This window comes from Cellvibrio sp. UBA7671, assembly GCA_002483145.1.
GTDB lineage: Bacteria > Pseudomonadota > Gammaproteobacteria > Pseudomonadales > Cellvibrionaceae > Cellvibrio > Cellvibrio fibrivorans.
Genome location: DLHJ01000014.1, coordinates 548,534 through 561,389 on the forward strand (window position 1 = coordinate 548,534; position 12,856 = coordinate 561,389).

The 12,856-nt window shown below is 46.4% G+C and carries 14 protein-coding genes and 1 tRNA gene; 7 read left to right on the top strand and 8 right to left on the bottom strand.

The window, feature by feature from the left end; translation table 11 throughout:
- The first annotated feature begins 720 nt into the window (after positions 1–720).
- The 7 genes from rne to B4E62_RS14220 all read left to right on the top strand — a co-directional run bounded on the left by rne (position 721) and on the right by B4E62_RS14220 (position 6,199).
- Positions 721–3,573: a ribonuclease E gene (gene rne / locus B4E62_RS14190; protein ID WP_331352487.1), complete on the top strand. Its 2,853-nt coding sequence runs from the start codon at positions 721–723 to the stop codon at positions 3,571–3,573.
- Between the two features lie 155 nt (positions 3,574–3,728).
- Positions 3,729–3,818 (top strand) — tRNA-Ser (locus B4E62_RS14195).
- 230 nt (positions 3,819–4,048) lie between these two features.
- Positions 4,049–4,732, top strand: a complete 684-nt coding sequence (locus B4E62_RS14200) for a Bax inhibitor-1/YccA family protein (RefSeq protein ID WP_331352488.1) — start codon at positions 4,049–4,051, stop codon at positions 4,730–4,732.
- A gap of 65 nt (positions 4,733–4,797) precedes the next feature.
- Positions 4,798–5,187 (top strand): sulfurtransferase complex subunit TusD, encoded by a 390-nt coding sequence (gene tusD / locus B4E62_RS14205; RefSeq protein WP_310069988.1) that lies wholly within the window; start codon positions 4,798–4,800, stop codon positions 5,185–5,187.
- A gap of 5 nt (positions 5,188–5,192) precedes the next feature.
- Complete coding sequence (gene tusC, locus B4E62_RS14210) at positions 5,193–5,555, top strand: sulfurtransferase complex subunit TusC (RefSeq protein ID WP_331352489.1); 363 nt, start codon at positions 5,193–5,195, stop codon at positions 5,553–5,555.
- A gap of 1 nt (position 5,556) precedes the next feature.
- Positions 5,557–5,865, top strand: a complete 309-nt coding sequence (tusB, locus tag B4E62_RS14215) for a sulfurtransferase complex subunit TusB (protein ID WP_310069983.1) — start codon at positions 5,557–5,559, stop codon at positions 5,863–5,865.
- A 1-nt stretch (position 5,866) separates the two neighbouring features.
- Positions 5,867–6,199 carry a TusE/DsrC/DsvC family sulfur relay protein gene (locus B4E62_RS14220; protein ID WP_331352490.1) on the top strand — a complete coding sequence of 111 codons (333 nt, stop codon included), beginning with the start codon at positions 5,867–5,869 and terminating at the stop codon, positions 6,197–6,199.
- Positions 6,200–6,218: 19 nt separating this feature from the next.
- Here the strand turns inward: B4E62_RS14220 and B4E62_RS14225 are convergent, their stop codons facing one another.
- From B4E62_RS14225 to B4E62_RS14260, 8 genes are all read right to left on the bottom strand, one after another.
- On the bottom strand, positions 6,219–7,568 hold the full coding sequence (locus B4E62_RS14225; RefSeq protein ID WP_331352491.1) for a sodium:alanine symporter family protein: 1,350 nt from the start codon (positions 7,566–7,568) through the stop codon (positions 6,219–6,221).
- Between the two features lie 80 nt (positions 7,569–7,648).
- The gene (gene yajC, locus B4E62_RS14230; RefSeq protein WP_310069973.1) at positions 7,649–7,993 is read right to left on the bottom strand and encodes a preprotein translocase subunit YajC; all 345 of its coding nucleotides are present in this window, start codon (positions 7,991–7,993) and stop codon (positions 7,649–7,651) included.
- Positions 7,994–8,098: 105 nt separating this feature from the next.
- Positions 8,099–8,542 carry an AraC family transcriptional regulator gene (locus tag B4E62_RS14235; protein ID WP_310069968.1) on the bottom strand — a complete coding sequence of 148 codons (444 nt, stop codon included), beginning with the start codon at positions 8,540–8,542 and terminating at the stop codon, positions 8,099–8,101.
- A gap of 226 nt (positions 8,543–8,768) precedes the next feature.
- A complete protein-coding gene (bcp, locus tag B4E62_RS14240) occupies positions 8,769–9,242 on the bottom strand; it encodes a thioredoxin-dependent thiol peroxidase (RefSeq protein WP_331352492.1) in 474 nt (157 codons plus the stop codon).
- Positions 9,243–9,374: 132 nt separating this feature from the next.
- On the bottom strand, positions 9,375–10,070 hold the full coding sequence (locus B4E62_RS14245) for a GGDEF domain-containing protein (protein ID WP_331352493.1): 696 nt from the start codon (positions 10,068–10,070) through the stop codon (positions 9,375–9,377).
- 135 nt (positions 10,071–10,205) lie between these two features.
- Complete coding sequence (locus B4E62_RS14250; RefSeq protein ID WP_331352494.1) at positions 10,206–11,102, bottom strand: carbon-nitrogen hydrolase; 897 nt, start codon at positions 11,100–11,102, stop codon at positions 10,206–10,208.
- On the bottom strand, positions 11,102–12,145 hold the full coding sequence (locus B4E62_RS14255) for an agmatine deiminase family protein (protein ID WP_331352495.1): 1,044 nt from the start codon (positions 12,143–12,145) through the stop codon (positions 11,102–11,104). The genes B4E62_RS14250 and B4E62_RS14255 overlap by 1 nt, the downstream gene beginning before the upstream one ends.
- A 74-nt stretch (positions 12,146–12,219) precedes the next feature.
- On the bottom strand, positions 12,220–12,843 hold the full coding sequence (locus tag B4E62_RS14260; protein WP_310069953.1) for a hypothetical protein: 624 nt from the start codon (positions 12,841–12,843) through the stop codon (positions 12,220–12,222).
- Between the last annotated feature and the right edge of the window lie 13 nt (positions 12,844–12,856).

Below are 12,856 nucleotides of genomic sequence, written 5' to 3' on the forward strand. Positions count from 1 at the left end.
CTGATACAGGCTGGTTTCCGGATCGCGCGCAAAAGACAGGCGCATCATTAGGAAATACCGCTGACAGCAGGAGCGCCTGCCTCAATACACTATTAATGTATGAAGCTCCCGCTCTTGATGACACTGACAACGATAGAACGCAAGCCAAGCTTGCCAACTATCCTAACAATCGCGTCAACCAACGTTGCACTCATTGTTAACACTGTTTTTGTTTTGCTGAACTCAAGAAAGCTCTATTTGTAAATTCCGGATAACAGCGTCGCATGCGATGCACAACTTTATCCGATGCTAATTTTGCAGGTTGCCAAATTTAATCTTGTGGTTTGACTGTTAAAGCTAACCGCCTGATTGAGAAGCCGATTTGAAGATCGATTATCTTCACACTGTCGCTCGATCAACCGAGATCAATAGATGAACAACCCGGCCGCAATAGGATGGAATACCGCCTTGGCCGAGCACCACAATAAGCACTACAAATAGGAAAGCCGGAAACTCCGGTGTACATGAATGAGCCAAATGGGCCATCTGGTTATTAAAGGCTAGTATTGCAGCCGCTGTAAAGCGATTACACTGCGCAAGCCAACAGGTAGACCCCACCAACCGCTAGTACGAGCCCATCATCAATCGGGTAGCGCATTAGTCCACAAGGTTGCGCAAAACATCGCCGTGTTCACCTTGATTGTCGCGTCAGCCAGACGCTCACAAACAATTAGGTAACACATGAAAAGAATGCTCATCAATGCAACTCAGCCTGAAGAGTTGCGCGTGGCGCTAGTCGATGGACAATGGCTTTACGACCTAGACATTGAAAACCGCAACCGCGAACAAAAGAAATCAAACATTTATAAAGGCCGCATCACACGCGTAGAACCAAGCCTCGAAGCAGCGTTTGTTGACTATGGCGCAGAGCGTCATGGCTTCCTCCCACTGAAAGAAATCTCTCGCGAATACTTCACCAAAAACTCTGGCGATTCAGACGGCCGCATAAAAATCAAAGATGTGCTGAAAGAAGGCACCGAAGTCATCGTGCAGATCGATAAAGAAGAGCGCGGCAACAAAGGCGCCGCCCTCACCACCTTCATCAGTCTTGCCGGCCGCTATTTGGTCTTAATGCCCAACAACCCGAGAGCCGGCGGCATTTCCCGCCGCATTGAAGGCGAAGACCGCGCCGAATTGAAAGACGCCCTCGGCGAAGTAGAAGTCCCTAACGGCATGGGTGTAATCATCCGCACCGCCGGTGTTGGCCGCAGCTCCGAAGAATTGCAATGGGACCTCAACTATCTGTTACAACTATGGGAATCCATAGCAACAGCAGCAAAAACCTCCCCCGCACCTGCATTTTTATTCCAGGAAAGTAACGTTATTATTCGCGCAATCCGCGATTACTTACGTCAGGACGTCGGTGAAGTAATTGTTGATAATAAGGAGGCTTTCGATCTTGCAGCAGGATTTATCCAGCAGGTAATGCCGAACTACCGCAGCAAAGTAAAGCTATATCAAGACGACATCCCCCTGTTTAACCGCTACCAAATCGAGTCTCAAATTGAGACCGCATTCCAACGCGAAGTTAAATTGCCATCGGGCGGCTCAATTGTTATCGACGCGACCGAAGCCTTGGTTGCAATCGACATCAACTCCTCGCGCGCCACCAAAGGCGGCGATATCGAAGAAACCGCACTGCAAACCAATCTGGAGGCGGCGGATGAAATCGCACGCCAATTGCGCTTGCGCGATATGGGTGGCCTGATCGTAATCGATTTTATCGATATGCAACCCGTACGCAACCAGCGTGAAGTTGAAAACCGCGTACGCGACGCATTGATGATGGACAGGGCGCGCGTACAGATCGGCCGCATATCCCGCTTTGGCCTGATGGAAATGTCACGCCAACGCCTGCGCCCATCACTGGGCGAAACCCACTCCAAGATCTGCCCACGCTGTGATGGTGTAGGCAACATTCGCGGCACCCGCTCACTTGCCCTATCAATTCTTCGCCTGGTTGAAGATGAAGCGCAAAAAGAACGCAGCGCAGAAATCCGCGCAATTTGCCCGGTATCTGTTGCCACCTACCTCTTGAATGAAAAACGCAAAACAATCTCCAGCATTGAATCCCGCAACAACACCCGCGTAGTGATTGTACCTAGCGCCGAATTAATGACACCGCATTTTGAAGTCCAACGCTTGCGCGATGACGACGAAGGCACTCTGGAAACCAGCTATAAAATTGTTGCGCACACTGACGAAACCAAAGCTGACGAAGAAGACTTCAAAGCAAAACCCATCAATGCGCCCAAGCCACTTGTACAACCAAGCAGCCCAAGCCAGCCAGCACCTGAGCCGGTTAAAAAGCCCGGCTTGTTAGCGCGTCTGATTGGTTCAATTAGCAGCATTTTTGGCGGTGAGAAAAGCGAAGAGAGCAAAGGCAAGCGTGAACATAAACGCGATACTCGCCGCAACTCAGGCCGCAATAACCGTCGCGATGGCCGCAATAACCGTCGCGACAAAGATCGCAAAGAAGACCGTGAAATTATCGACAATCTGGATCACCGTCCAGCCGGCGAAGCAAAACCTGCGCGCGAGCAAGAAAAACGCGAAAGCGGTAGAGACGGCGAAAAACGCGATAACTTTACTCGCGATAGCAATGAACGCAGACCGCGCAACAATCGTGACCAACAACGCGAACAGCAACCACGCGATTCACAAGCTGGCGATGATGAACCACGTCAACCACGTAATCGCAACCAACGCAATGAGCGTGACAATAGTCGCCGCCAAACGATTAAAGAAGAGCCTGCGGTTATTGCTGAAGTAACTATCAACAACAATGATGCAATCAACACCCAGGAAGAAGGGGATGATCAACGCCCATCCAAGCGCCCTGCTGGTCGTCGCACCCGTTCGCAACAACGTCGCCGCACTCGCCATGGCGGTGAGGGTATAGAAGGTGAAAACACTTCATTCAATACCGAAGAGGAAGAAGTGATCACACCAACGGTATCCGATGAACCAAAAGTGCTGAGCGAATCTGCACAGCTGGCACAACAAATTTCTGCCGCTATCGCAGAACACGCTCAACAAGCTCAAGCCACCAAAGTTGAGCCCGAAACTGGTGCAGAAGAAAATGTACCGGCTGCCGAAACCTCAAACACAAGCAGCGCTGAGCCGGGTGTCGATACATTTGCCAAACCGATTGAACCCCAAATCGAAGCCGCAACTGTAATTGCCACAAGCGAGGATAAAGCTGCACCTGAGGCCATTTCAGCTCCCGAACCAGTAACCGCAGAAGCCATTGTCAATGAGCCTGCTGCAGCTACAACTGACGTGGAGATTGAGACATCCGAGAGAAAGACTATTACTGAAGTGAATCTTGCCCCTCCGGCAAGAGCCAGCAATGATCCACGCAAAGCGCCCAAACCCGTAAGCCAGGTAAGCATTATTACCGAAACTATCGAAAGTCAGGCATCGCGTGCGCTGGACACCAGCTTGCCTCCAAGCGTCGACCACAACCCCCGCCCACTGGCCAGGCCATCAAATGATCCGCGCCTGAATAAGCGCAGCACTACCGAGCAATAATCTTAATTCAAAAAATAAGATGGCCGAATTGGAAACAATTCGGCTTTTTTATACTCAGTAATCAGGGTTAGGAAAAATTAAGTGCAACATTCAGCTATAAAAATAACTTTTTACACTTGCCCAATAAAAAAAGCTATGTATAATTTCCCGCACTCGGAAGGGTGGCAGAGTGGTTTAATGCACCGGTCTTGAAAACCGGCGTAGGTGCGAGCCTACCCAGGGTTCAAATCCCTGCCCTTCCGCCATAATCAAAAGGCGCTAGAAAAACATCTAGCGCCTTTTTTATTGGTCTTTTATTTACCTTTTTCGCAGTGAACACCGGTCACTTTCTCTGGTCAAACTCTGCAAGCCCACCTCAACTAAAAGCCCGTAAATAAGAAGTAAAATCGTAATAGCTTGGCTTTGAGGTTGCTTATTTGTATTATCGCCCAAATCTACTTAATACTATTTCAGTAATTTTTAATTGGAGGGTTTTATGCAAGAAGTTTATAGCACTGACACAGCTCAGCCACTAAGCCAGACCGAGACGAGTAAAGTCCTGCGTAATACTTATATGCTGCTGGGTTTGACCTTGGCATTTAGCGCCTTGGCAGCAGGAGTATCTATGGCAATGGGCATTGGCCACGGTGCAGGACTGATCATGAGCCTTATCGCGATGGCACTTATCTGGTTTGTGCTCCCACGCACAGCCAACTCAGCCACCGGCCTGCTCGTTGTATTCGCATTTACCGGTTTGATTGGTGCCGGCCTTGGCCCAATCATTAATCGCTATCTCAGTATGGCGAATGGTTCGGCAATTATCATGCAAGCGCTTGCGGGAACCGCAATCGTTTTCGTTGGACTATCCGCTTACGTATTAACTACTCGTAAAAGCTTCAATTTCCTCGGTGGATTTGTTGCCGTTGGCATGATGGTAATGCTCGCGGTAATGGTATTCTTGTTAGGTGCATCATTTTTTGGCTACCAGTTTTCCGGTTTGCAATTAGCGTTCTCTGCTGGCATCGTTTTATTAATGTCCGCATTAATTCTCTACCAAACCAGCGAAATCATTCACGGCGGCGAAACAAACTATATTATGGCGACCACCAGCCTGTTTCTTTCTATTGTGAACCTATTTACGAGCTTGCTACATTTACTTGGCGTTACCAGCGACGAGTAAGATTATCCAGACGTTCACCCAAGGCTCCCTTCGCGGAGCCTTATTTTTTGGGCTTCATCTTAATCATGATTTTTTCACTAGCGGTTTATGCTGCCCCCTATTCATCACAAGCAAGCCACAGTGCTTATCAGTTTGCATTGGCGGCCCTGCTCCAAGGACACAGCGTACACCGTGTATTTTTTTATCAGGATGGAGTTCATAATGCGACCAATCTGGCAGCGCCTCCTCAAGATGAATTTAATTTACAGGAAGCATGGCAGCGCTTGGCGAATGATCACAAACTGGATTTAGTTGTATGTGTAGCGGCTGCTTTGCGACGAGGAATCCTCGATGAAGCTGAAGCTAAACGCTACGACAAGCCTTCACACAATCTCGCCAGTGAGTTCACAATTAGCGGCTTGGGGCAATTGGTCGAAGCCGCCGTCGTATCTGATAGATTAATTAGCTTTGGTTAACTGGCATGAACAAGAAAATGTTACTGATTAGCCGACAAGCTCCCTATGGCAAAAGCACTGCAAGAGAAGCGATCGATATCGCACTGGCAGCCTCTGTCTACGATCAGGACATAGGAATTCTATTTATGGACGATGGCGTTTTTCAGCTACTGAAAAGCCAAAAAAGCCAAAATATAGATCAAAAAAATATCTCCTCTATACTGTCTGCGCTAGCTTTATACGGAATAGAGAATATTTATGTACATCAAGAATCTTTAGATGCAAGAACAATAAGAACTGATGAACTAGTCGTTGATGACTTACAACTGTTAAACAATAAGGACATAGGACACCTGCTAAACCAGCAGGATCAACTCCTGAGTTTTTAATATGAGCATTCTGCATACCGTTAACAAATCACCTTTTGCACACAACACCCTATTCTCTTGCCTTAAGGTATGCACAGAGCGCGATGGGATTTTACTACTGGAAGACGGTGTATTCGGAACAATCACTTCCGCTCCAGGGGCAGATGAGTTACAGCTGCTAATCCAACGTGGGGTTAAAGTTTTTGCATTGATAAATGATATAAAAGCCCGGGGATTGGAGGAAAAACTGGCACCGAACATCGAGCTAATTGACTACAACACATTCGTGCAATTGACGCTCGATCATCGCTGCGTGCAAAGCTGGTATTGATATGCAGCTAAATATAGACGGGCGCATTATTGCGTTAGATAAAGATGGCTACCTGATCAACCTTAATGACTGGGATAAGGAAGCAGCCGAGGCACTTGCAGCACAAGAAAATATTTCACTCACACCTGAACACTGGGAGATTATTTATCTGCTGCAAGAGTTCTATCGGGAATTTGAATTGTCGCCAGCGATGCGCGCACTTGTAAAATATACCGAAAAAAAACTTGACCCAGAAAAAGGAAAAAGTATTTATTTACTACAACTTTTCCCCCCCAGCCCCGCTAAAATCGCCAGCAAAATTGCCGGACTGCCACGCCCGACAAATTGCCTGTGACTATTTAGCGCTATTTGAATCACAATTTATTTTTATCAAAATAGTCTTTCGTTAATCTCAACACCACAGGGCTCAACAACAGCAACGCAACCAAATTGGGAAGCGCCATAAGTGCGTTTAGCGTATCCGCCAACAACCACACAAAATCTAACTGAAACACTGCACCACCAAATACAGCCAACACCCAAAGGATTCGGAAAGGCAATACTGTTTTACGGCCAGCCAAATATATCCAGCATTTTTCACCGTAATAGCTCCAACCCAAAATTGTTGTAAAGGTAAAAATCAACAAGGCTATTGCCACCAAGTAACCACCAATACCCGGTAGCGCAGACTCAAACGCAGCAGTCGATAAAGTTGCACCCTTTACACCACTAGTCCAAACACCAGAACAAATAATTGCCAGCCCCGTCATACTACAAATAATAATAGTGTCGATAAAAGTACCAATCATCCCTATCAAACCTGAACGCACGGGGCTATTTGTTGTCCCGGCAGCTTGGGCGATACCCGCTGTGCCAAGACCAGCCTCATTGGAAAAAATGCCGCGAGCAACACCATACTGCATCGCCATCATCACTGCAGCACCAGCAAATCCGCCAGTTGCAGCAGAAGGAGTGAAAGCACTGGTGAAGATCAGCACAAAGGCATCAGGTACACGATCAATATATATTCCCAATACAACAAGGGACATCACCACATAACCGACACACATAAATGGCACCAGCGAAGCGGACACTTTCGCAATGCGTTTAATGCCGCCTAAAATGACCAATGCCACAATAATCGTCGTCACCAAACCAGTAACCCAACGCTCAATGTGAAAAGATGACTCCATGACTTCAGCCATACTGTTGGACTGCACCATATTGCCAATACCAAAACCGGCCAAACCACCAAAGATAGCAAACGCAAAGCCCAACCATGCCCAAGACTTATCTAAACCATTTTTGATGGCATACATGGGGCCACCGATGTATTCACCGCGCTCATCCTTCTCGCGATAATGCACCGCCAATACTATCTCCGAATATTTGGTGGCCATACCTACAAGTGCCGTACACCACATCCAAAACAAAGCGCCCGGACCACCCAAAAAAATGGCCGTAGCAACACCCGCAATATTCCCTGTACCCACAGTGGCAGAAAGACACGTCATCAATGCCTGGAAGGGGCTCACATCACCAGTATCGGCATCCCCTTTAACCCTACCACCCCACATTAAACGGAATCCCATCAAAATCCGTAGCAATGGCATTCCCTTTAGCGCCACCATCAAAAACAACCCCGTACCGAGAATCAGGATTAGCATGGGCACACCCCAGACCAAGCCATTTAACAAGGCTACATAGTGATGAATAAGCTCCATAAAGACTCCGGAATAATTATAAGGATGGGTAGTCAGGGCAATAAAAAAGGGGCCTAAGCCCCTTTCTGGTTTCTTAACTCCTAGGCGGCATCAATAGATTTGATGGTGCCTTTTGGAAGTACTGCGTGCACAGCTACTTTTTGGAATTTGAGCTCTACGTTATTTCCCGTTTCGATGACAACATAGTTATCGTCAACTTTGAGAATCTTACCCAGCATGCCACTGGTCATTATCACCTCATCGCCTTTCGCCAGAGCTGAAACCAGATTCTGATGCTCTTTTTGACGCTTACGTTGAGGACGAATAATCAGCAGATACATGAACAGGAACATGCCACCAAACATCAATAAAGTAATCATAGGATTACTCTGTGGCGCCGGTGCCGTTTGAGCCTGAGCCATTGCGGATGCTATAAAGAAACTCATGAAACTAACCTCGTAGAATAAAGAGCGCTAACTGTACCTGTTTTGAAAGACACAGGCAATTAGCACTCTTTAATCGAACGAGGTCGTTGGCTGGGAGCAAGAAAACTACGCGTAATCGCGGAATAACTTTCTAAAAACGCTGGGTGACAAGCTGGTCCACCGCTTAAACGCATTAGTGAAACTAGTGCGATCAGAAAAATCCAAGGCCTTCGAAACAGTATCAACGCTCATATGCTCATCAATCAAATACTTGATCGCATAATGAAAACGCAAGACATCACGCAGCTGTGCAAAATTCGCGCTCTGCTGCTGCAATCGACGTTGCAAGGTCCTTTTCGACAGCTTTAAGTCCTCAGCAATTCGATCAATAGACAAATCATCGCGGCCGACTCTCTGCTTCAGAGCATCGATCACTCGGGCCGAAACCCCTTCAAATTTAGGAATATCAGCCATAGCAAGATATTCCGCATAAGATCTGACCTCAGACCCTTCAAAGGAATTTTCAGAAAAATGTTCGCTGTTACGGTAAATTCGCTGTAATTGGATCATCCAGGCGTCTCCTTTGCCAATTAAGGGCGTTTATGAAATCAATCAGGAGTGTTTTTCCTTGGTAAAAGCACAAGTTACCAAATTTTCAAGCACCATCCATGATTTTTTCAAATTACACTCAGCTAATAGGGATTATAGACGAACTATTTTTGAATCAAAGAGAAATGCGTATAATTTCCAATCAAAACAGAAGTTTTTTATCACAAGAAATTATATTAAAGACGGTTTAAATGCCATTACGCAAAATACTGAGTACTTCTTGATCATGGGTCTTGGTATTGACATTATCGAGGATATGTTTCAAGCGCCCGTCTTTGTCGATAATAAAACTAGTACGCAATATCCCCATGAATTCGCGCCCCATAAATTTCTTGAGCCCCCAGACACCGTATTTTTCTGCCAACGCGTTGTCTTCGTCCGATAATAAATCAAAATTCAAATCGTACTTATCAATGAATTTTTGCAATTTTGATGGTGCATCTGGGCTAACCCCCAACACTACCGTATCTAATGCATCAAATTCTGCATACGTATCCCTGATACCGCAGGCTTGAACCGTACATCCTGGCGTTGAAGCTTTAGGATAAAAGTACAAGACCACATTCTTTTTACCTTTGTAATTTTTTAGCGCAACATCAAGCCCTGTCTGATTCTTCAGGGTGAATGTTGGGGCGAGATTGCCAATCTTGGGAAACGTCATTCGCTTGTGAACCTTCGACTATGTTGTGTATAAATTATTGGGAATTAAGATAAAACTTTACGCCTTATCAAGACTCCTCGATCAGTTCAGACTTTACTACAGAACAAAATAATAAAGATCCAAACTGCGAAATCATTCATCTGATCCAAACGCACCAAAGAGTGCATCTTTCTCCTCAGTTGTTACGGTAGTTTTGACATCCGCCGACTCAATAACAGGGCCTTTCACGCAATTGCGGCCAGCATGTTTGGCCTGATACAACCAGGCGTCTACACGCTCGATAAAGCCTTCAGGGCTATCACTGTGACTACCCCGGTATTCATCTACACCCAAACTCGACGTTATAGTGATTAACTCTTGCTCGTGCACCAAGGGAGTGATTGCAATGATTTCACGCAACCGCTGAGCAACACTCATTGCCTGCCGTAGGTCAGTATTTGGTAACAAAATCACAAATTCTTCACCACCAAAACGACAGGCAAAATCCAATTTCCGAACAGTCAATCCAATTAATTGGGCGATATGGGACAGAGCTCTATTCCCCAACTCATGGCCCCAGCAGTCATTAAAACCTTTGAAATGATCTATATCCAAAATGATGAGTGATAGCGGTTGAAACGAACGGCTTGCACGCTCCATTTCTAACGGCAAGGCATCGGAGAAAAAACGAAAATTATAAAGCCCTGTTAGCGCATCGGTACGTACTTGCTCTTTCAGTAAACACACCTCTTCTCGCAAGGTTTGCAGCTCCTGCAAAAATTGGCAGGGAGCATCGCCAAGCGGACAGGAGAGTGCAACAAAATCGGAAGGAGATGCAGGAGAATCCATAAACAGTGCTTTTGTTCAAAAGTATTAATAGATATGCCGGATCAAGTCTAGCCGAAGTAATCCACCATAACCAGAAACTATTTTTTATGTAATCCCCCAAAAAAAGCCGTGAAAAATCACGGCCTTTCATCAATATCAATCACGATAGATCTTTACCAAATCACTATAGTGATCAATTCGCCTATCGCGCAAATAAGGCCACATGCGTCGCACCTGTTCGCTGCGTAGCAGATCAATTGCAACTACCGCGGTCTCTCCCTGATCAACACTTGCACACAACAAAAATTCACCCTGGGGACCGGCAACAAAACTGCTACCCCAAAAATTCAAGCCAGCGCCACCTGCTGGATCAGGTTCATGACCTACGCGATTGACGCTAATGACTGGCAGACCATTGGCAATTGCATGGGCGCGTTGTACCGTAATCCATGCGTCACGCTGACGCACTTTTTCATCCGCAGCTTCGTTAGGACTCCACCCAATTGCCGTTGGATAAATTAATAACTCTGCTCCAGCCATTGCCATTAAACGTGCAGCCTCAGGAAACCACTGATCCCAACACACCAGGATTCCCAATTTACCAACTGATGTCTGGATTGGCTGAAATCCCAAATCACCCGGCGTAAAATAAAATTTCTCGTAATACCCAGGGTCATCGGGAATATGCATTTTGCGATACTTTCCCGCGATACTGCCGTCGCGCTCGATAACCACAGCCGTATTATGATGCAGGCCCACAGCGCGCTTTTCAAATACTGACGCAACAATAACGATATCCAATTCTTGCGCGAGCGTACCCAAAGCTTGAGTACTCGGCCCCGGAATTGTTTCCGCCAAATCAAAATGCGCAGCAATTTCCTGCTGGCAAAAATACAATCCGCGATGCAGCTCTTGCAACACCACCAACTTTGCGCCCTGCCCGGCAGCAATACTAATCTGAGCAATAGTTTTTGCAAAATTAGCAGCGGTATCTGCAGTACAGGATTGTTGCACAAAACCCACTTGTAAGGTTTTCACGACAGAATTTTGCATCAAATTTGCTCCCGCACACCTTCAGGAATTTGCATGGTAATGCAGTGTAAACTTCCGCCCTGCTCTATCAAGGATAAACAGGGAATGCCAAAAATTTCATAACCAGGAAACGCTTGTGATACCACTTCCAATGCATCTTCATCCATCGGCAAACCATAAATAGGAACCAGCACCGCCTCATTGATAATTAAAAAATTTGCATAGGTTGATGGGAGGCGCTCATCACTCTCATCACCTAACACTTCTCCCGCCCAAGGCAATGGAAGTAATCGATAAGGCTCACCCTGTGCATTCGTAAAGGATTGCAACTGAGCTTCCATTTTTTTGAGTTCGCCGTAATGCTCATCTTGCTCATCATCGCACGCGGTATAGACAATTGTATTATTGGGGCATAAACGCGCAAGCGTATCAATATGGCCATCGGTATCGTCCCCTGCGAGATAACCATGATCCAACCAATTAATTTTTTGCACACCAAACGCAGACATTAAACGTGCTTCAATATCCGCCTTTGATAAATTGGGATTGCGATTTTTATTGAGCAGGCAGGATGAAGTGGTCAGCAAAGTACCCTGCCCATCTGTCTCAACAGACCCACCCTCAAGTACCCAATCCTGAGGTTCGATCGTCGCGTACGGAAACGCATTTTGCGCGAATAGTTGGCGGGAAATTTGATCATCCAGATCATGGGGGAACTTATTTCCCCAACCATTAAATTGGAAATCCAATAGTTTATATCCATCAGGCGTTTCAACCGTTAATGGACCGTGGTCGCGCGCCCAGCTGTCATTACTCGCGCAGGGATAAAGATGAATATATTCCAGGGGTGCCCCCATAGCTTCAAGACGGGCGCGGACTTCATCTACCTGGGTTTCAGGCACAGCGATAATAACGTCGGCATAATCACAAATTACCGTCGCCAATGCTTCATAGAGCTCAACAACGTCATCCAGAATCCAATCCCAAGGAGAGTTTTTATGCGGCCAGGTCAACATGACGGCATCTTGTGGTTCCCATTCAGCGGGCAATCGTTGGCTTGACATAAAATTTCCTCATTAAAACGCAAATGGCCAGTCACTGGGCTGGCCATTATAAACAAAGCGGCTGCCGCAATGAATTAGCGTGGTGAAATAGTCTCCTGTGCGGGCAGGGAAATAACTGTCTCTACTTCTTGCCCTGCTCCCTTTGTCGAGGCTTTTTGCGCTTTCACACCAGGTTCACCCACCTGCAAAATAGCAGCGATAACACGCGAGGACTTCTGCCCATCAGCTGTAATCGTTATATGCAGCTGAATATAAAAGCGCCCTTCGGCATTGGCGTTGATTGTCAGTGGCACCCCATATTCACCACCCTCGTGTAACTCAAATTCAAAATGATGCGCGGAGGAAACAATCGCAAGTCCATCGCTGGTCGATACATCTACCGTCATTTTACCTTCATGGTTGGGCGACAATAATTGCAACTGGTATTCATACACGCCGGGAACAGTAGCATAGAGTGGCTCGCTATTTTTTAAACTGACTGCGGCACCGGGTTTTGTACGCTTGTGTTGTTGATGCTCACTGTATTTTAAATGTAGATTTTTTTCGTTAACAGACGAGCTTATAGCTGCATTTTTAGCATTCGGCTGTGATTGCTCGGGAGCGTCCGTTGTTTTTTCTCGCGTACTTAAAATCACAATGCAGGCAAAAATAATGATTGCAGCGATAAATTCCAGGTAACTAACTGACATCTTATTCACAATTCAAGCCTCC

Excerpts from the sequence above, each read along its gene's own strand:
- rne (WP_331352487.1), top strand. The coding sequence starts at position 721 with ATGAAAAGAATGCTCATCAATGCAACTCAGCCTGAAGAGTTGCGCGTG.
- B4E62_RS14200 (WP_331352488.1), top strand. The coding sequence starts at position 4,049 with ATGCAAGAAGTTTATAGCACTGACACAGCTCAGCCACTAAGCCAGACC.
- tusD (WP_310069988.1), top strand. The coding sequence starts at position 4,798 with ATGATTTTTTCACTAGCGGTTTATGCTGCCCCCTATTCATCACAAGCA.
- tusC (WP_331352489.1), top strand. The coding sequence starts at position 5,193 with ATGAACAAGAAAATGTTACTGATTAGCCGACAAGCTCCCTATGGCAAA.
- tusB (WP_310069983.1), top strand. The coding sequence starts at position 5,557 with ATGAGCATTCTGCATACCGTTAACAAATCACCTTTTGCACACAACACC.
- B4E62_RS14220 (WP_331352490.1), top strand. The coding sequence starts at position 5,867 with ATGCAGCTAAATATAGACGGGCGCATTATTGCGTTAGATAAAGATGGC.
- B4E62_RS14225 (WP_331352491.1), bottom strand. The coding sequence starts at position 7,568 with ATGGAGCTTATTCATCACTATGTAGCCTTGTTAAATGGCTTGGTCTGG.
- yajC (WP_310069973.1), bottom strand. The coding sequence starts at position 7,993 with ATGAGTTTCTTTATAGCATCCGCAATGGCTCAGGCTCAAACGGCACCG.
- B4E62_RS14235 (WP_310069968.1), bottom strand. The coding sequence starts at position 8,542 with ATGATCCAATTACAGCGAATTTACCGTAACAGCGAACATTTTTCTGAA.
- bcp (WP_331352492.1), bottom strand. The coding sequence starts at position 9,242 with ATGACGTTTCCCAAGATTGGCAATCTCGCCCCAACATTCACCCTGAAG.
- B4E62_RS14245 (WP_331352493.1), bottom strand. The coding sequence starts at position 10,070 with ATGGATTCTCCTGCATCTCCTTCCGATTTTGTTGCACTCTCCTGTCCG.
- B4E62_RS14250 (WP_331352494.1), bottom strand. The coding sequence starts at position 11,102 with ATGCAAAATTCTGTCGTGAAAACCTTACAAGTGGGTTTTGTGCAACAA.
- B4E62_RS14255 (WP_331352495.1), bottom strand. The coding sequence starts at position 12,145 with ATGTCAAGCCAACGATTGCCCGCTGAATGGGAACCACAAGATGCCGTC.